Source organism: Blastococcus sp. SYSU DS0619, from assembly GCF_054051035.1.
The window spans coordinates 462,789-479,201 of sequence record NZ_JBJHAM010000001.1 but is presented as its reverse complement, the minus strand read 5'-3'; the positions used below and the strand labels follow the sequence as shown (position 1 = coordinate 479,201).

Below are 16,413 nucleotides of genomic sequence, written 5' to 3'. Positions count from 1 at the left end.
TACGCTGCGCCCATGACGTCGACGCCCCGTGCTCCCCGGCTCGCCGGAGCGCTCCTCGCCGGTGGGGTCTCCCTCGCGGCCCTGACCGGCTGCTCCTTCACGTCCCAGAACGTCGAGTGCTCCGGGGGCACCTGCACGGTGACCCTGTCCGGCGACGGCGCGCAGGCGGAGATCTTCGGCACCACGCTGTCCTTCGACGGGGTCCAGGACGGTCGGGCCTCGATCACCGTCGGCGGGACCAGCTTCTCCTGCGGGGCGGGCGAGGGTGTCGCCGCCGGGCCCCTGGACATCGCCTGCTCGAGCGTCACCGACGACTCGGTGCAGCTGACGGCCACCGTCGGCTGACGGCGGAGGAGCGGCGCTCGGGACCGGCTCGCACCCCCGCGACGAAGCCGGTTCAGGGGCATGTATTGTTCTCGCTGCCCCCGGCGAACACGAGCCCCCATCGTCTAGCGGTCCAGGACGCCGCCCTTTCAAGGCGGTAGCACGGGTTCGAACCCCGTTGGGGGCACGCACCACCAGCACCACCAGCAAGGCCCTGTAGCGCAGTTGGTTAGCGCGCCGCCCTGTCACGGCGGAGGTCGCGGGTTCGAGTCCCGTCAGGGTCGCTCTCCGGCGGGAACGCCGGGAGGGGCAGGTAGCTCAGTCGGTACGAGCGCTCGCCTGAAAAGCGAGAGGTCGGCGGTTCGACCCCGCCCCTGCCCACACTCTCCTCCGCACGGGCCCGGCATCGCGCCGGGCCCGTCGTCGTCTCAGGCCCAGCTGCGGTCCGCGGCCACCTGCGCGTAGACCTCCGCGTGAACCTCTCGCACAGCCGCCCGCTGCTGCTCCCGCCACGCGCGGTCGGCCGGCCGCGGCATCGGCCGGGTCAGGGCCGCACCGATCGCCGCGGTCAGGGACACCGGGTCCAGGCCCCCGTGCTCGTCGTTGGCGTAGGGCACCACCTCCGACCACTGGTCGGCGAACCAGCCGCAGCTCGGCGCGACCACGCGGGTGCCGACGTCGCGGCAGATCTCCACGTCGCCCGAGTGCGTCCCGCACCGCTCCGGCAGCACCGCCACGTGCAGCTGCTGCAGCGCAGCGGCCCTGCCGCCGTCCGGGTACGGGACCAGCTCCAGCTGCCCGTCGTCTGCCAGGGAAGCGATCACCGGGTCCAGCGCAGGGGCGAACGCCTCCTCGACCAGGACGCGCAGCCGTCCGCCCCCGGAGACCGCACCGGAGAGAGCGGCCCGCACCAGCCCCGCGGGGTCGGGGACGGCGTTCGAGACCGGGCCGACGCACACCCCGACGAGGCCGCGCTCGGCGCCCAGCTCGGGGTCGGCGACCGCGATCGAGGGGTGCGCCACGACGATCGAGGTGCGCCCGTACCGGTCCAGGATCTCGTCGGCCGCGCCCGGCGTGAGCGTCAGGACCACCTCGGCGGTGGCCAGCACCGCGGCGAGGTGCGCGTCGTGCCGACCCGGGGAGGCCTCGTCGGCGTCCCGCAGCTGGTGGACGGTGACGACCAGCGGCACGCCCAGCCGCTGCAGCTCCTCGGTCCACGTGACGAGGTCCGCGGTGGCCAGGTGCCCGTAGCCGGCGTGCAGGTGCACCACGTCGACCTCGTCCGCGCGGGCGGCGAGGTACGCGACGTCCAGCCAGGGGCTGGGCTCGGTGGCGTCCCCGACGCGGGTCGCACCCGGGGGCACGACGGCGTCCACGTAGGGGTTGCTGTGCGGGATCGTCGCCACCCGGAGGCCCGCACCCGCGAGGGTGGGCAGCCCCGGGCGCGGAGGCTCGGCATGGGTCACGCGGGGGTGTGTCTCCTCGTACGGTCGGGCGATCCCACGACGGCGCGGGTCGGCTCGACATCCTCAGGGACCGGCCGCGGTGCTCGAGCCCGTCGTCCAGCCTGCTACCCGCGCTCGCCCCGGCCAACCCGTCACCGACTCCAACGGGTGAGCCGTCACGTCCGTTGCGTCACGGGCCGGCTCGGCGGCCGACCTCTCGGGCGGTGGCGTACGCGGGTGCCCGGAAGCGCGCCAGCGGACCGTCGGCCGCCAGGCCCGGCGGCGCGTGGCGCACGGCGTCGAAGCGGACCGCCGGCTCCAGCGGCCGGTGCGCGGCCTCGACGCGGAGCGCGGCGAACGGCCGCCACTCCCCCGAGCCGACCGCGGCCGCCAGCCTGAAGGCGACCCCGCCGTGGTCGGCCGCCGCGGCCAGCGGCGCGGGGTCGGACGGGATGCCGGCGCGCTCGGGGAAGGCGGCGAACCGCACCGGGCCGGCCCCGGTCCGGTAGGCCATGATCGAGCCGTGGACGGCCGCCGCGTCCCTCCGGGGCACGGGCACCCGCCGGGTCAGCGGTCCGCTGCCGCTGGTCGAGAGCAGGAGGTCGACCGGGGAGCCCCCGTCGCCCGGCAACCGGATCGCCAGCCCGAGGACGTCCGGCAGCGGTGCCGGCAGGCCGGCGCCCCGGGACATCCGGACGACGACCCGGTCGCTGCGGACCTCGTCGAGCCACGGGACACCGAACGGCGGGCGCACGCCGTGCCGGTCCAGCACCGCGTCGAGCACGGCGCCCCGGGGGTGCATCGGCCGGCCCCGGCGCCACCGCGCCACGACGCCGAGGGGCACGGCCACCAGTCCCCCGGCGGCCTCCACCAGATCCCGCACGACGCCCTCCGCTCCCTGGACCGGCGGCTGCCTACCCGCTCCCGGTGGCGGGATATGCAGGAGCTCTTCCCTCCGGTGGCGAGCGGCCGGCCGCCGAGGAGCCTGGCGAATGCTGCCGGTACGCATGGCCGCCGGACAGTGACCGCGCGGCGAACTCTGCGCATGTCGGCACCGATCTTCGGATACTTCTGCCCGGTGACAGAACCGGGTCCTGCCCTTACGTTGAGTACATGCTCTCGACGCTCCTGGTCATCGGTGGTGTTCTGGTCGGCCTGCTCGTGCTGCTGGCCGTGATCGTGAGCCTCAGCGCCCGCCCGGCCACCGTCAGCCGTGGCACGCAGTCCGGCCCGCGCACGCCGGACTGGGCCGCCGACGCCGGCCGCCCGCACCCCGACGCGTGGTCGCCCCTGACCTCCACCACGACCAGCGAGATCCCCGCCGCCCGCTGATCCCCGAGCCCGGGGTCCCGGCGGCTGCGACAGCGCGCCGCCGGGACCATCCGGCTGTCGCACCCCGGTCGTGGCGCCGCTCCGGCGGTGGGCTCGATGCTGCGGGTGACGTGCCGCAGCCTCCGCGCGGCGTCAGCCGCCGCTCATGAACTCCGCGGCCCGCTCGCCCACGAGCACCGCGGTGGCGGCCGGCCCCCGGCTCGGCACCCGCGGGAGCACCGAGGTGTCGGCCACGCGCAGCCCGTCCACGCCGCGCACCCGCAGCCGCTGGTCGACCACGGCGGCCGGATCGCCCTCCGGCCCCATCCGTGCCGTGCCGGAGAGGTGCACCGCGGTCGTCAGCCGCTCGCCGATCCAGGCGTCCAGCGCGGCGTCGTCGGCGAGCAGCGGCTCCGGCAGGCCGTCCGCGGGCCGCCCGACGGCCGCGAGCGCCCGGGTGCGCAGCAGCCGTGCGGCGGCGCGGACCCCTTCCCGCATCCGCCGCCGGTCGGCCGTCTCCACCAGGTGCCCGTACTCGACGACCGGCGGCCGGGTCGGATCGCCGTCGGCGAGGACCAGGCGCCCCACGCCCTCGGTGCGCTGCACCCCCACACCGATCTCCACCGCCTCGCCGGCGGGCGCCGGGCGACCGGTCATCACCTGCGCGAACGGGGCCAGCCACGGCAGCACCTCGAGATCGCCCGGGATCTCCCCCCCGGTGGACGTGAGGTGGAGGACGCCGTCCAGCGGTGACCGCCCCGGTGCCGCCGTCGTCCCCGGGACCGGGAGGAACGGCAGGTAGACCAGCGGGTGGTCCGAGCAGTTCCGGCCCACCCCCGGAGCGTCGACGACGACGTCGATGCCGGCCGAGCGCAACGCCGCCGCCGGGCCGATGCCGGAGAGCAGCAGCAGGTGGGCCGAGCCCACCGCCCCGGCGGCGAGCACGACCTCGTCCGAGGTGACGTCGCCGGCCGTCGTGCGCACGCCCACCGCGCGGCCGCCCTCGACCAGGACCCGGAGGACCTGGACGCCCCCGCGCACGGTCAGCCCGGGGTGCCCGCGGCGCGGGGCCAGGTAGGCCTGCGCCGTGCTGACCCGCACCCCGTCGACGACGTTGCGCGGCAGCGGGCCGTAGCCGGGGGCGCCCCCCGCGTTCTTGTCCGGCTCGGCCGGCAGCCCCAGTTCCTCGGCGGCGGCAGCGAACGCCTCGGCCAGCGGCGGTCCCCCCATCGGACGGGCCACCGGGACCGGGCCGTCGGCACCGTGCCCGGGGCGGTTCCCGAAGTCGCGGTCGCTCTCCAGCCGGCACAGCGCGGGCAGCAGCCGGTCCCAGGACCACAGGTCGTTCCCCGCGGCGGCCCAGTCGGCGGCGTCCGCAGGGGTCGGGCGCACGAAGTACCCGGCGTTGACCGCGCTGGAGCCGCCCGCCGCCCGGCCCCGCGGCACCCGGACGGTCCGCCCTCCGGGCAGCAGGCCCGGCAGGTCCCAGTTGGCGGGATGGCCGGGCACGGCGGCGCGCAGGGTGGTGGCGTCGCGCAGCTCGCCGGGCACGTCGGCGGGATCGGGGTGGTGCGCCCCGGCCTCCAGGAGCAGCACGGCCCGGCCGGCGTCGGCCAGCCGGGCGGCCAGCGGGCAGCCCGCGGTGCCGGCGCCGACGACGACGACGTCCCAGTGCTCAGCCACCCGCGAGACCGAGCACCCCCGGCAGGTCCAGCCGGCGCACCTTCCCGGTGGAGGTGCGGGGCAGGTCGGCCAGCGGGTGCAGCGACTTCGGACGCTTGGCGGGCGCGAGCCGGTCGCGCGCCCAGGCAGCCAGGTCCTCGACGCCGGCCTCGCCCACGTAGGCGGCCACGACCCGCTGCCCCCAGTCGGCGTCGGGCACGCCGAAGACCGCGCTCTCCACGACGCCGGGGTGGGCGTCGAGCACCGCCTCCACCTCCGCGGGGTAGACGTTCACCCCGCCGGAGATCACCAGGTCCTCCCGCCGGCCGTCCAGCCAGACGATCCCGTCGTCGTCCACCCGGCCCAGGTCGCCGACGGAGACCCGGTCCCCCCGCCACGCCGCGGCCGTCTTCTCCGGTGCCCGCCAGTACTCGAACCGCGCCCAGCGGGGCACCGTGCACCAGAGCTGGCCGCGCTCGTCGGTCTCCAGCCGCCGGCCCGGACGCGCCCGGCCGACGCTGCCGGGGTGCGCCAGCCAGTCGTCGGGCGAGCAGACGGTGAACTGGGCCTCCGTGGAGCCGTAGAACTCCCACACGCTGCCCTCCGGCAACGCCGCGAGCACCGCCCGCTTGAGCGGCTCGGGGCAGGGTGCCCCCGCGTGCACGAGGCGGCGGAACGACGACCAGTCGACGTCGTCCCGGGCCAGCAGCCGCTGCAGGTGCGTGGGCACGCAGAACGCCGTCGTCGGCCGGTGGGTGGACACCAGCTCCGCCACGCGGGCGGCGTCGAAGGGGCCGGGCAGCAGCACCTCGCCGCCGGCCAGCAGGGTGTGGATCGCGAACCGCAGCGGCGCGCTGTGGTGCAGCGGGGAGAGGACGACGTGCCGGTCCTGCGGGCCGAAGCCCCACAGCTCGATCTCCTCCCCGGCCAGGGCGCGCGCGTCGTCGTCGGCGAGGACGCCGGACCAGACGCCCTTGCGCCGGCCGGTGGTGCCGGACGTGTAGTGCATCGGCCGGGCCAGCGGCACCGGGGCGAGCGGCGCCTCGGCGTCACCGAGCAGGCGCTGCGGGTCGGCTCCGGCATCCAGGGCCGGGTCGGCGTCCTCGGCCAGGGCCGCCCGCTCCCCGGCGGGCAGCGCGGGGTCCAGGACCACGGGGACGATGCCGGTGCGCAGCGCGCCCAGCACGACGGCGAGCAGCGCCGGCGAGGCGGCCGCCGACATGAGCAGCCGGTCCCCCTCCCGCAGGCCGGCCGCGGCCAGCGCCGCCGCGGCCCGCCGCTGGTCGCGCTCGCTGGCGGCGGCGGTGACGACCGGGACACCCACGTCGCTCATGCCGGCCGCACCCCGCCGTCGCCGGTCAGCACGACCCGCCCCTCGGCGGCGAGCTTGGCCAGCGTGGCCCGGGTGGACTGCGCCGCGGCCGGCCAGACCTCCCGGGGAACCTCTGCGTAGACGGTGGCGACCAGCTCGTCGACGCTGCCCGCACCGTGGGCGAGCGCGTCCACCAGTTGCTGCTCCCGGTACGCCCGGTGCGCCAGGTAGTAGTCGAGGACGGCGCCCGCGTCCTCGGTCAGCTCGGGGCCGTGGCCGCAGTAGAGGGCGCTGGGGCCGAGGTCGTGCACCCGCCGCAGGGAGTCCAGGTACGCGACGACGTCGCCCTCCGGGTGGGTGACCACCGAGGTGCCGCGGCCGAGCACGTGGTCGCCGACGAGCACCGCGCCGGACTCCAGCCGGAAGGCCAGGTGGTCGGCCGTGTGGCCCGGGGTGGCGACGACGCCGACCGACGTCCCGGCCAGGTGCAGCTGTTCCCCGGGGCCCAGCACCCGTCCTCCGGGGCCGGCGACGGCCGCCGCGGCGGCCGCCACGGGGGTGCCGAACCGGGCGCCCCACGGCCTGGCTGCGTCGGCGTGGTCGCCGTGGTGGTGGGTGACCAGGACGGCGACGCAGCGGGCAGCGCGGGCGGCCAGGGCCTCCTCGACCGCTGCCAGGTGCGCCGGGTCGTCGGGGCCGGGGTCCACCACCACCGCCTGCCCGCTGCCCGGTGCGCCGACGACGTAGGTGTTGGTGCCGTCGAGGGTCATCGGCGAGGGGTTGGGGGCCAGCACGCGGGTGACCAGCGGCTCCAGCTCGGCGGTGCGCGGCAGGGCACCGGGGGCGGGGAGACCCCACGCGCCGCGGGGATCGATCGGAACGGCCACGACCGCACGCTAGCCGCGAAGCCCCCACACCGCGCACCCGGCGACTACCCTCCGGGCCATGCGCCGATCCATCTTCCGCTCCGCGGTCCTCCCGGCGACGGCAGCCGCCGTCGTCCTGCTCGCCGGCTGCAGCGGCTCCGACGACGCGGACACCACCGCGTCGGAGGACACCTCGGCCACGGAGACCTCCGCGGCGGAGGAGACCGGCACCGACGAGACCGGCTCCGCGGAGAGCGGCTCCGCGGGCGCCGACTCCGAGTTCTGCACGCAGGCGTCGACCATCCAGGAGCGGATCACCGGCAGCGCCACCACGGGCGACCCGGGCGATCTGCCGCAGGCCTTCCGGGCGGCGGCGGAGGAGATCCGCTCCATCGAGGCGCCCGACGAGCTGGCCCCCGACTGGGCCGCGCTCGCCGACGGCGCCGAGCAGTTCGCCTCGACGCTGCAGGACATCGACCTGACCGATCCGAACGCGCTGGCCACCCTGGAGGAGCAGCTGGCTCCGCTCGAGCAGGAGCTGAACGAGGCCTCCGCGAACGTGCAGAGCTACCTCGTCGAGGAGTGCGGCATGGAGATGTCCACCGAGGAGACCGCTCCGTCCAGCTGAGCTCCCCTCCCCCGGCACGACTGCGGCCCGCCACCCATCCCCCGGGTGGCGGGCCGCAGCGCCGTGGTGGCGGCGATCAGCCGCCGCAGCCGCCGACCCGGATCCCGCGGGCGTTCAGCCACGGCACCGGGTCGACCTGGCCGCCGTACATCAGACCGCTCGGGTGGACCTCGAAGTGCAGGTGCGGCCCGGTGGACTGGCCCCGGTTGCCGACCTCGGCGATCCGCTCGCCCGCGACGACCCGCTCACCGGTGGACACGAAGTACCGGTTGACGTGGCCGTAGACGGTCACCGCGCCGTCGTCGCCCTCGATGTAGACGGCGTAGCCGAAGCCGGTGGCCGTACCGGCGCGACGCACCACGCCGCTGGTCACCGCGTAGATCGGCGTGCCGATGGGGGCGGCGATGTCCACGCCACCGTGCAGGGCGCCCCAGCGCCAGCCGAAGCAGCTGGACACCCGGCCGGACGTGGGCTTGACGTAGCCGGAGCTGCTCACGCCACCGCCACTGCTGCTCCCACCGCTGCTGCCGCCGCCGCTGCTGCTGCCGCCGCTGTTGGCGGCGTTGTTGGCGGCGTTGCGGGCCGCCTCGGCCGCCGCCTCGGCCTCGCGCGCGGCGCGCTCGGCGGCCTCGCGGGCCGCGGCCTCCTCGGCCGCCTTCTGCGCGGTCCACTCCTCGTAGGCGTTGCGCGCTCCCTGGAGCTCCAGCAGGTGGATCTGCGCGGCCTGCAGCTGGGCCTCGTACTGCGCCTTCTGCGTCTCGATCTCCGCGTAGGCGGCCTGCCGGGAGGCGAGCTGGGCGTCCGCGGCCTCCTTGGCGGCCTGCGCGACGTCCTCCGCGGCGGCGCGCTCGTCGCGGGCGGCGCGGGCGGTGGAGTCGGCGTTGGCCTGGCGCACCCGCGCCACCTCCAGCTGGCCGAGGACGTCGAGCTGGTTGGTGGCCACGTAGTCGAGCATCGCGGCGCGCTGGATCAGCTCGCCCGGGCCCTCGGAGTCCAGCAGCGCCGCCGAGCCGGTCAGCGTGGAGCCGTTCATGTAGCTGTCGCGGGAGAACGCCGCGATCCGCGCCTCGGCCGCAGTGACCGCCTCGCCCGCGATCCGGAGTTCGACGGCGGCCTGGTCCGCGGCCTGCTGGGCGAGCGCCAGCTCCTCCTCGGCGATGAGGTAGGCGGTCCCGGCGGCCTCGGCCTGGATGCCCACCCGCTCGAGCTCGGACTCGGCCTCGGCGACGAGCCCGGCGATCCGGCCGACCTCGGCGGCCGCGGCCGCCTGCTGCCCCTGGGCCTCGCCGAGCTGGCTGTCGCTCGGGTTGGGCGGCGGCGCGGGGACCGCGACGGCGGGGACGGCGGTCACCATCAGCGCCGCTCCGGCCACGACGCCGATCAGGGCGGTGCGGAAGGGGCGGGGAGAGCGGCCCGCGACGGGCCGGCGGTGGCCGGCGCGCGGAGTCGCCGGTCCGGACGGACGGCGCTGGGACATGTGCTCGCTCCCTGGGGAAGAGGGTGGGCGGTGTGGCCCGCGAACAGTCCCACTGTCACCTGGGGTCACAAAGGCAACACGCGGGATAGATGCCGCGCCGCGATAAGAACGGTGGGCGATCGACTCGTCACAGTCGGTATGTCGACCTGGCCGTCGCGTGACCTCATCACCCGCCTCCTGCGGCTAGTTCCCCGGACGCTCCAGCTCGTGGCTGAGCACGTCCAGCTCCGCGCCGCCGGCCATCAGCCGGGTGAGCTCCTCACGGCTGATGTCGGCCTTGGCGAACTCGCCCAGGCTCCGCCCCCGGTTGAGCACGAGGAAGCGGTCGCCGACGGGGTGGGCGTGGTGCGGGTTGTGGGTGATCAGCACGACGCCGACCCCCCGGTCCCGCGCCTGCGCCACGTAGCGCAGGACCACGCCGGCCTGCTTGACGCCGAGCGCCGAGGTGGGCTCGTCGAGGATCAGCACCCGGGCGCCGAAGTGCACCGCCCGGGCGATCGCCACCGACTGGCGCTCCCCACCGGAGAGCGTGCCGACGGGCTGGTCGGGGTCGCGGATGTCGATGCCCATCGCGGCCAGCTCGCGCCGGGTGGTCTCCTTCGCGCGCGCGACGTCGAACCGGCGGAAGGGCCCCACCCCGCGGGTCGGCTCGGCGCCGAGGAAGAAGTTCCGCCAGATCGCCATGAGCGGGATCATCGCCAGGTCCTGGTAGACGGTGGCGATCCCGGCGTCGAGCGCCTCGCGGGGTGATCCGAAGCCGGCCGGCCGCCCGTCGAGCAGCACGCGGCCACGGTCCGCCCGGTGCACGCCCGAGAGGATCTTGATCAGGGTCGACTTGCCCGCGCCGTTGTCCCCCAGCACGCAGGTGACCTCCCCGGCGCGCACGGTCGCGCTGATGCCCTCGAGGGCGATGACCGAGCCGTAGTCCTTGCCGACGTCGACGAGCTGCAGCAGCGGTGGGCCGTCGTCCCGGGGCGCGCTCATCGCCGGGCCGCCTCGGCGGAGCGGCGGACCAGCCGGTTGGCCAGGACTGCCAGCAGCAGCATGGCGCCGAGGAAGAAGTAGAACCAGTCGGCGTCCCAGCGCAGGTACGGGATCCCCAGCTGGGTCATCCCGAAGATCAGCGCGCCGAGGGCGGCGCCGACGGCCGATCCGAAGCCGCCGGTGAGCAGGCACCCGCCGATGACCGCGGCCACGATGTAGATGAGCTCCTGGCCGATGCCGGTGTTCGCCTGCACCGAGGTCAGCCGGACCGCGAGGGTGGTGCCGACGAACCACGCCGCGGCCGCCGTCGTCATGAACAGGGCGATCGTGGTGCGCCGGGCGGGCACGCCGACGTTGCGCGCGGCCACCTCGTCGCCGCCGGTGGCGAAGACCCAGTTGCCGAAGCGGGTGCGCAGCAGGACCCAGGTCGCCAGCGCCGTGAACAGCAGCCACCACAGCACCGCCACCCGGATCGGCGCTCCGAGGACGTCCACGCGCGAGGCGAACACCCACTCGGCCGCCGCGTACCCGGGCACGTCGTCGATGCCGCCGACGGTGACCGTGTCGGTGAACAGCTTGGTCAGCCCCAGGTTCAGCCCCTGGAGCATCAGGAAGGTGCCGAGCGTGATGATGAAGCTCGGCAGCCCGGTGCGCGTGACCAGCCAGCCGTTGAAGAAGCCGATCGCCAGCGCGACGACGAGTGCGACGCCGATGGCGACCCACAGATGCTGCCGGAACTCGACGGCGACGATGCCGACCGTCAGCGCGGTCGTCCCGGTCATCACCCCGGCCGACAGATCGAAGTGGCCACCGATCATGAGCATCGCGACGGCGACCGCCATGATCCCCAGCGTCGACGCCGGGTCGAGCCAGTTGGCGATGCCCCGCGGCGACCGGAACACGTCGGACTGCACCGCGAAGAACGTGAACACGGCGACGGCGCCGACCAGCGCGCCGAGCTCCGGCTTGATCAGCAGCCGGCGCAACGGCCCGGCGGAGCCGAGCCGCTCGTCGCCCCGCCGCTCCGCCGGCGCGGTGGCCTCCCGGGTGCTCAGCGCGTGCCGGCCGTGGCCAGGTCGGCGATCGCGTCGACGTTCTCCGCGTCGACGATCGCCGGTCCGGTGAGCACGGGCTGGCCGCCGCCGACCGTGTTCAGGTTCTCGGCGTACAGCTGGAGCATCACGACCGGCAGATAGCCCTGCTCGTACTGCTGCTGGTCGACGGCGAAGGCGATCTCGCCGGCCTGGATGCCCTCGATCACGTCCTCGTTGAGGTCGAAGGTGGCCACCTGCGCGTCGGAGTCGGCGTCCTGGGTGGCCTCCACCGCGACGGCCGCCACGGCCGAGTTCAGCGCCAGGACCGCATCGACCGTCGGGTCGCTCTGCAGCAGGGACGTGATCGTCGACTGCGCCCCCTGCAGGTCGTTGATGTCCACCTGCACGGTGGTGACCGCGCCACCCAGCGCCTCCGCCGCTCCGGCGCAGCGCTGCTCGAGCCCGATGTTGCCGGCCTCGTGGATGACGCAGGCCACGTTCTGCGCCCCGTCCTCGGCGAGCCGCTGCCCGGCGCCCTGGCCGGCGACCCGCTCCTCCTGCCCGACGTGCCCGATCGCGCCGAACTCGGTCGACCGGTCCGCACCGGAGTTGATGGTGACGACCGGGATGCCGGCCTCGACCGCCTCCTCGATGGCGGGCCGGAGCGCGTCGGGGTTCGCCATCGAGACGACGAGGCCGTCCACGTCCTGGTTCACCGCGGCCTCGATCAGCTGCGCCTGCCGCTGCGGGTCGCCGTCGCTCTGGTAGTCGACGTCGATCCCGAGGTCCTCGCCGGCGGCCTCGGCGCCGTTCTGGACGACGTCCCAGAACGCATCACCGGCCGAGCCGTGCGTGATCACCGAGAAGGCGAGGTCGCCACCGCCCGCGGCGCCGGCCGACCCGCCGTCGCCGCCGTCGCCGTCGCTCGTGCTGTCCGTGGTGCACGCGGAGAGGAGCAGGGGCGCGGCCAGGGCCAGTGCCAGCAGTCGCTTGGGTGCGGCCATCGAGAGTCCTCCTGTGCTCGCGGGGCCCGAGGCCCCGCGCGTCCGGTCCGCCAAGGATCATGCCCCCTCCCGCCCGAGGTCCGCGCCAGTGGATGGGCCGACGCGGCCGCTCCGCTCCGACCGGACCACGGCCGCGGCGCGTTCTACGCTCGGCGTCGTGGACGTCCTGGCATCCGGTCATGAACAGGTCGTGTTCTGCAGCGACCCCGAGTCGGGGTTGCGGGCGATCATCGCGATCCACTCCACGGCCCTCGGGCCGGCGCTCGGGGGGACGCGCTTCTACCCCTACGCCGACGAGGACGCCGCCGTCGCCGATGCGCTGCGCCTGTCGGCCGCCATGTCGTACAAGAACAGCCTGGCCGGCCTCGACCTCGGCGGCGGCAAGGCGGTGATCATCGGTGATCCGCGCACCACCAAGACCGAGGCCCTGCTGCGTGCCTACGGCCGCTTCGTCGAGTCGCTGGGCGGGCGCTACCTCACCGCCTGCGACGTCGGCACCTACAACGCCGACCTCGACGTCGTCGCCCGGGAGACCCGGTACGCCCACGGCCGGTCCGAGGCCTACGGCGGCTGCGGCGACTCCTCGGTGCTGACCGCCTACGGGGTCTTCCAGGGCATGCGGGCGGCCGCACAGCACTGCTGGGGCTCCCCGTCGCTCGCCGGGCGCACGGTGGCCGTGGCGGGCGTGGGCAAGGTCGGCTCGTGGCTGGTCGGCCACCTGGCCGACGACGGCGCCGACGTGGTGGTCACCGACGTGGACCAGGGGGCCGTGGAGCGGCTGAGGGCCCGCCACCCGCAGGTGCGGGCGGTCGACGACACCGCGGCGCTGGTGCGCACGCCGCACGACGTCTACGCGCCGTGCGCGCTGGGCGGGGCACTGGACGAGGAGACCGTCGCGGCGCTGCCCGGCCGGATCGTCTGCGGCGGGGCCAACAACCAGCTGGCCACCCCGGAGATGGCCGACCGGCTCCGCGAACGGGGTGTCCTCTACGCGCCCGACTTCCTCGTGAACGCCGGCGGGGTCATCCAGGTGGAGGACGAGCGGCACGGCTTCTCGTTCGACCGCGCCCAGGCGAAGGCGTCCGGCATCTTCGGCGTCGCGCTGCGGGTGTTCGCCCTGGCCGACGCCGACGGCATCTCCCCCGCCGTGGCGGCCGATCGGCTGGCGGAGGAGCGGATCCGGACGGTCGGCCGGCTGGCCACGATCCGGCTCCCCCGCTGACCGACGGCGGCGCGCGCACCACCCGGAGGGGGAGGGCGTGTGCCCGTCGCGGATCCGTGTCGTAATGTTGTCCGAGACATAGTCACTCAGTCGGGGTCGCCACGCGGGCCGCATCAGCCGCTTGGCTGGTCCACCGCACTCCGTAACGAGGGGGTCGAGCCGATGGGGCGCGGCCGAGCGAAGGCCAAGCAGACACGCGTGGCCCGTGAGCTCAAGTACAGCTCACCCAACACCGACCTCACCGCGCTTCAGCGCGAACTGGCCGGTTCGTCGTCGACCTACACCGCGCCCAGCGCGGCGGAGGACGACGACGAGGACGAGGACGACACGTACGCCGATCGTTGGGCGGACGACGACTCCGATGACGACTGGGCGGCCAACCGCTGACCGGCTGTTCCTCCGTCTGACACCACGACACCGCCGCCCCTCGGGGCAGCGGTGTCGTGGTGTCGGGCCGCCCACGGACGACCGGGAGCCCCGGGCGCACGCACCACGCGCCCGGGGCGACGTGGTCGCGCCGCGCCCGGGGTCGGCTCAGCGGTAGGCGCCGGTCAGCTCCGCGGGCGAGGCAGCGTCGTCGCGGCGCTCCCGCACGGTGCCGGCGATCCAGGCAGGCACCCCGCGGGCCGCGAGCAGCGCGACGGCGGCGTCGGCCTGCTCGGGGGCGACGGCGGCGACCATGCCCACGCCGCAGTTGAAGGCGCGCTCGGACTCCGCCCGCGGCACGCCGTGCTCCTCCATCAGCCGCACCGCAGGCGGCAGCGCCCAGGTGCCGCGGTCGAGCACGGCCTGCAGCCCCTCGGGGACCACGCGCGCGGTGTTGCCGGCCAGCCCCCCGCCGGTGATGTGCGCGTAGGCGTGCACCGCCGCGACCCCGAACTCCTCGACCAGCGCCAGGCAGTCCAGGGCGTAGATGCGGGTGGGCTCGAGCAGCTCGTCGCCCAGCGGGCGGGTCAGGCCGGCGGGGGTGGCCGCGAGGTCCAGCCCCGCGGCGGCGACCACGCGGCGCACCAGCGAGTAGCCGTTGGAGTGGAAGCCGGACGAGGCCATCGCCACGACGACGTCGCCGCTGCGCACCCGCTCGGGACCGAGGACGGCGTCGGCCTCCACGACCCCGACGGCGGTGGCCGCCAGGTCGTACTCGTCGGCGTCCATGAGGTCGCCGTGCTCGGCGGTCTCCCCGCCGACGAGGGCGGCGCCCGCCTGCGTGCACCCGGCGGCGATGCCGGTGACGATCGCGGCGATCCGCTCCGGCACCACCTTGCCGCAGGCGACGTAGTCCTGGAGGAACAGCGGCTCGGCACCGCAGGCCACCAGGTCGTCGACGACCATCGCGACCAGGTCGATGCCGACGGTGTCGTGCCGGTCGAGCTGCCGGGCGAGCGCGATCTTCGTGCCGACGCCGTCGGTGGAGGAGGCCAGCAGCGGCTTCCGGTACTTCTGCGTGTCCAGGGCGAACAGGCCGGCGAAGCCGCCGAGCCCGCCCACCACCTCGGGGCGGTTGGTCCGCTCCACCGCGGACCGCATCAGCGTGACCGCGCGCTCACCGGCGTCGATGTCGACGCCGGAGGCGGCGTAGGTGAACGGCTCGCTCACGGCCGCCTCAGGGCGTCCTCGGCCCCGCCTGGCACCGCCGCGCTGCCCGCCTGCTGGCCGGTCCAGCCGCTCACCGCGCGCTGGCCGATGCCCTCGAGGACGTGCTTGCCCAGCACCTCAGGAGCGCCCAGCGGGATCGGGTACTCGCCGGTGAAGCAGGCGGTGCACAGCCGGTTGACCGGCTGCTCAGTGGCCGCGATCAGCCCCTGCTCGGAGACGTAGGCCAGCGAGTCGGCGTTGACCGACGCCCGCACGCCGTCGATGTCCAGGCCGTTGGCGATCAGCTCGGCCCGGCTGGCGAAGTCGATGCCGTAGAAGCAGGGCCACTTGACCGGCGGCGACGCGATGCGGACGTGCACCTCGACCGCCCCGGCCTCGCGCAGCATCCGGACCAGCGCCCGCTGCGTGTTGCCGCGGACGATCGAGTCGTCGACGACGACGAGCCGCTTGCCGCGGATGACGTCCCGCAGCGGGTTGAGCTTGAGCCGGATACCCAGCTGCCGGATGGTCTGGCTCGGCTGGATGAAGGTGCGCCCCACGTAGGAGTTCTTGACCAGGCCCAGCCCGTAGGGGATGCCCGAGGCCTCGGCGTAGCCGACCGCCGCCGGGGTGCCGGACTCGGGCACCGGGATGACCAGGTCGGCCTCGGCGGGGTGCTCCTTGGCCAGCCGGCGGCCGATCTCCACGCGCGCCGCGTGCACGCTGCGCCCGGAGATGGTGGTGTCGGGCCGGGCCAGGTAGACGTACTCGAAGACGCAGCCCTTGGGGTCCGCCGGGGCGAAGTGCTGGCTGCGCAGGCCGTTCTCGTCGATGGCGATCAGCTCACCGGGCTCGACCTCACGGACCACGGAGGCGCCGACGATGTCGAGGGCGGCGGTCTCGCTGGCCACGACCCAGCCGCGCTCCAGCCGGCCCAGCACCAGCGGGCGGACGCCCTGCGGGTCACGCGCGGCGTACAGCGTGTCCTCGTCCATGAACGTGATGGAGAAGGCGCCCCGCAGCTGCGGCAGCACCTCCATCGCCGCCGCCTCGACCGAGATGTCCTGGTAGGACGCGATCAGCGCGGTGACCAGGTCGGAGTCGTTGGTCGCCACGAAGGCGCCCGGCACCCCGGCGTCGGCGGCCTTGCTGGCGAGCTCGGCGGTGTTGACCAGGTTGCCGTTGTGGCACAGCGCCAGCCCGGTGCCGGCCTCGGTGGTGCGGAACGTCGGCTGCGCGTTCTCCCACGTCGACGCCCCGGTCGTCGAGTACCGGGTGTGGCCGACCGCGAGGTGGCCGCGCAGGCTGCCGAGGGTCGGTTCGTCGAAGACCTGGCTGACCAGCCCGAGGTCCTTGTAGACGACGACCGAGGCGCCGTCGGACACCGCGATGCCCGCCGCCTCCTGACCGCGGTGCTGGAGGGCGTACAGACCGAAATAGGTCAGCTTCGCGACCTCCTCCCCCGGCGCCCAGACACCGAAGACGCCACAGGCGTCCTGAGGTCCGGGGGATTGGGGGTCGAGGTCGTGCGTCAGCCGTCCATCACCGCGAGGCACGGGGTCGAGCGTA

16 protein-coding genes and 3 tRNA genes are annotated in these 16,413 nt (G+C 75.3%); 8 read left to right on the top strand and 11 right to left on the bottom strand.

Annotation, left to right across the window (positions count from 1 at the left end; genetic code table 11):
- The first annotated feature begins 12 nt into the window (after positions 1-12).
- The 4 genes from ACI79T_RS02380 to ACI79T_RS02365 all read left to right on the top strand — a co-directional run bounded on the left by ACI79T_RS02380 (position 13) and on the right by ACI79T_RS02365 (position 705).
- Positions 13-345: a hypothetical protein gene (locus ACI79T_RS02380; protein WP_456608442.1), complete on the top strand. Its 333-nt coding sequence runs from the start codon at positions 13-15 to the stop codon at positions 343-345.
- Positions 346-438: 93 nt separating this feature from the next.
- Positions 439-511, top strand: a tRNA-Glu gene (locus tag ACI79T_RS02375).
- A gap of 23 nt (positions 512-534) precedes the next feature.
- A tRNA-Asp gene (locus tag ACI79T_RS02370) sits at positions 535-608 on the top strand.
- Positions 609-631: 23 nt separating this feature from the next.
- Positions 632-705, top strand: a tRNA-Phe gene (locus tag ACI79T_RS02365).
- Between the two features lie 47 nt (positions 706-752).
- Here the strand turns inward: ACI79T_RS02365 and ACI79T_RS02360 are convergent.
- Both ACI79T_RS02360 and ACI79T_RS02355 read right to left on the bottom strand, forming a co-directional pair.
- The gene (locus ACI79T_RS02360) at positions 753-1,790 is read right to left on the bottom strand and encodes a glycosyltransferase (RefSeq protein ID WP_456608441.1); all 1,038 of its coding nucleotides are present in this window, start codon (positions 1,788-1,790) and stop codon (positions 753-755) included.
- Between the two features lie 169 nt (positions 1,791-1,959).
- Positions 1,960-2,652 carry a phosphodiesterase gene (locus ACI79T_RS02355; RefSeq protein ID WP_456608440.1) on the bottom strand — a complete coding sequence of 231 codons (693 nt, stop codon included), beginning with the start codon at positions 2,650-2,652 and terminating at the stop codon, positions 1,960-1,962.
- Between the two features lie 230 nt (positions 2,653-2,882).
- Between ACI79T_RS02355 and ACI79T_RS02350 the strand changes: the two genes are divergently transcribed.
- Positions 2,883-3,101: a hypothetical protein gene (locus ACI79T_RS02350; RefSeq protein ID WP_456608439.1), complete on the top strand. Its 219-nt coding sequence runs from the start codon at positions 2,883-2,885 to the stop codon at positions 3,099-3,101.
- A 132-nt stretch (positions 3,102-3,233) separates the two neighbouring features.
- Here ACI79T_RS02350 and mftG read toward each other — a convergent pair whose 3' ends face one another.
- From mftG to ACI79T_RS02335, 3 genes are read right to left on the bottom strand one after another with little or no spacing between them, the layout of a single operon-like run.
- Complete coding sequence (mftG, locus tag ACI79T_RS02345) at positions 3,234-4,763, bottom strand: mycofactocin dehydrogenase MftG (protein ID WP_456608438.1); 1,530 nt, start codon at positions 4,761-4,763, stop codon at positions 3,234-3,236.
- Positions 4,756-6,075 carry a class I adenylate-forming enzyme family protein gene (locus ACI79T_RS02340; protein WP_456608437.1) on the bottom strand — a complete coding sequence of 440 codons (1,320 nt, stop codon included), beginning with the start codon at positions 6,073-6,075 and terminating at the stop codon, positions 4,756-4,758. The genes mftG and ACI79T_RS02340 overlap by 8 nt, the downstream gene beginning before the upstream one ends.
- Positions 6,072-6,941, bottom strand: coding sequence for an MBL fold metallo-hydrolase (locus ACI79T_RS02335; protein ID WP_456608436.1), 870 nt, complete (start codon positions 6,939-6,941; stop codon positions 6,072-6,074). Before ACI79T_RS02335 ends, ACI79T_RS02340 begins: the two co-directional genes overlap by 4 nt.
- A 58-nt stretch (positions 6,942-6,999) precedes the next feature.
- Here ACI79T_RS02335 and ACI79T_RS02330 point away from each other — a divergent pair, with 58 nt between their 5' ends.
- On the top strand, positions 7,000-7,548 hold the full coding sequence (locus ACI79T_RS02330; RefSeq protein ID WP_456608435.1) for a hypothetical protein: 549 nt from the start codon (positions 7,000-7,002) through the stop codon (positions 7,546-7,548).
- 76 nt (positions 7,549-7,624) lie between these two features.
- Here the strand turns inward: ACI79T_RS02330 and ACI79T_RS02325 are convergent, their stop codons facing one another.
- The 4 genes from ACI79T_RS02325 to ACI79T_RS02310 form a co-directional block, all read right to left on the bottom strand.
- On the bottom strand, positions 7,625-9,025 hold the full coding sequence (locus ACI79T_RS02325) for a M23 family metallopeptidase (RefSeq protein ID WP_456608434.1): 1,401 nt from the start codon (positions 9,023-9,025) through the stop codon (positions 7,625-7,627).
- Between the two features lie 183 nt (positions 9,026-9,208).
- Positions 9,209-10,009 (bottom strand): ATP-binding cassette domain-containing protein, encoded by an 801-nt coding sequence (locus ACI79T_RS02320; protein ID WP_456608433.1) that lies wholly within the window; start codon positions 10,007-10,009, stop codon positions 9,209-9,211.
- Positions 10,006-10,995 (bottom strand): ABC transporter permease, encoded by a 990-nt coding sequence (locus ACI79T_RS02315; protein ID WP_456608432.1) that lies wholly within the window; start codon positions 10,993-10,995, stop codon positions 10,006-10,008. The genes ACI79T_RS02320 and ACI79T_RS02315 overlap by 4 nt, the downstream gene beginning before the upstream one ends.
- A gap of 65 nt (positions 10,996-11,060) precedes the next feature.
- The gene (locus ACI79T_RS02310; protein WP_456608431.1) at positions 11,061-12,047 is read right to left on the bottom strand and encodes a sugar ABC transporter substrate-binding protein; all 987 of its coding nucleotides are present in this window, start codon (positions 12,045-12,047) and stop codon (positions 11,061-11,063) included.
- A 157-nt stretch (positions 12,048-12,204) separates the two neighbouring features.
- On the opposite strand from ACI79T_RS02310, the gene ACI79T_RS02305 reads away from it, so the two are divergent.
- Together ACI79T_RS02305 and ACI79T_RS02300 are read left to right on the top strand one after the other, a co-directional pair.
- Positions 12,205-13,269 carry a Glu/Leu/Phe/Val family dehydrogenase gene (locus ACI79T_RS02305; RefSeq protein WP_456608430.1) on the top strand — a complete coding sequence of 355 codons (1,065 nt, stop codon included), beginning with the start codon at positions 12,205-12,207 and terminating at the stop codon, positions 13,267-13,269.
- 162 nt (positions 13,270-13,431) lie between these two features.
- Complete coding sequence (locus tag ACI79T_RS02300; RefSeq protein WP_456608429.1) at positions 13,432-13,656, top strand: DUF3073 domain-containing protein; 225 nt, start codon at positions 13,432-13,434, stop codon at positions 13,654-13,656.
- Between the two features lie 147 nt (positions 13,657-13,803).
- Here ACI79T_RS02300 and purM read toward each other — a convergent pair whose 3' ends face one another.
- Both purM and purF read right to left on the bottom strand, forming a co-directional pair.
- A complete protein-coding gene (gene purM, locus ACI79T_RS02295; RefSeq protein WP_456608428.1) occupies positions 13,804-14,865 on the bottom strand; it encodes a phosphoribosylformylglycinamidine cyclo-ligase in 1,062 nt (353 codons plus the stop codon).
- Positions 14,862-16,400, bottom strand: a complete 1,539-nt coding sequence (gene purF, locus ACI79T_RS02290) for an amidophosphoribosyltransferase (RefSeq protein ID WP_456608427.1) — start codon at positions 16,398-16,400, stop codon at positions 14,862-14,864. The genes purM and purF overlap by 4 nt, the downstream gene beginning before the upstream one ends.
- Between the last annotated feature and the right edge of the window lie 13 nt (positions 16,401-16,413).

Excerpts from the sequence above, each read along its gene's own strand:
- ACI79T_RS02325 (WP_456608434.1), bottom strand. The coding sequence starts at position 9,025 with ATGTCCCAGCGCCGTCCGTCCGGACCGGCGACTCCGCGCGCCGGCCAC.
- ACI79T_RS02380 (WP_456608442.1), top strand. The coding sequence starts at position 13 with ATGACGTCGACGCCCCGTGCTCCCCGGCTCGCCGGAGCGCTCCTCGCC.
- ACI79T_RS02310 (WP_456608431.1), bottom strand. The coding sequence starts at position 12,047 with ATGGCCGCACCCAAGCGACTGCTGGCACTGGCCCTGGCCGCGCCCCTG.
- ACI79T_RS02350 (WP_456608439.1), top strand. The coding sequence starts at position 2,883 with ATGCTCTCGACGCTCCTGGTCATCGGTGGTGTTCTGGTCGGCCTGCTC.
- ACI79T_RS02320 (WP_456608433.1), bottom strand. The coding sequence starts at position 10,009 with ATGAGCGCGCCCCGGGACGACGGCCCACCGCTGCTGCAGCTCGTCGAC.
- ACI79T_RS02340 (WP_456608437.1), bottom strand. The coding sequence starts at position 6,075 with ATGAGCGACGTGGGTGTCCCGGTCGTCACCGCCGCCGCCAGCGAGCGC.
- ACI79T_RS02300 (WP_456608429.1), top strand. The coding sequence starts at position 13,432 with ATGGGGCGCGGCCGAGCGAAGGCCAAGCAGACACGCGTGGCCCGTGAG.
- ACI79T_RS02330 (WP_456608435.1), top strand. The coding sequence starts at position 7,000 with ATGCGCCGATCCATCTTCCGCTCCGCGGTCCTCCCGGCGACGGCAGCC.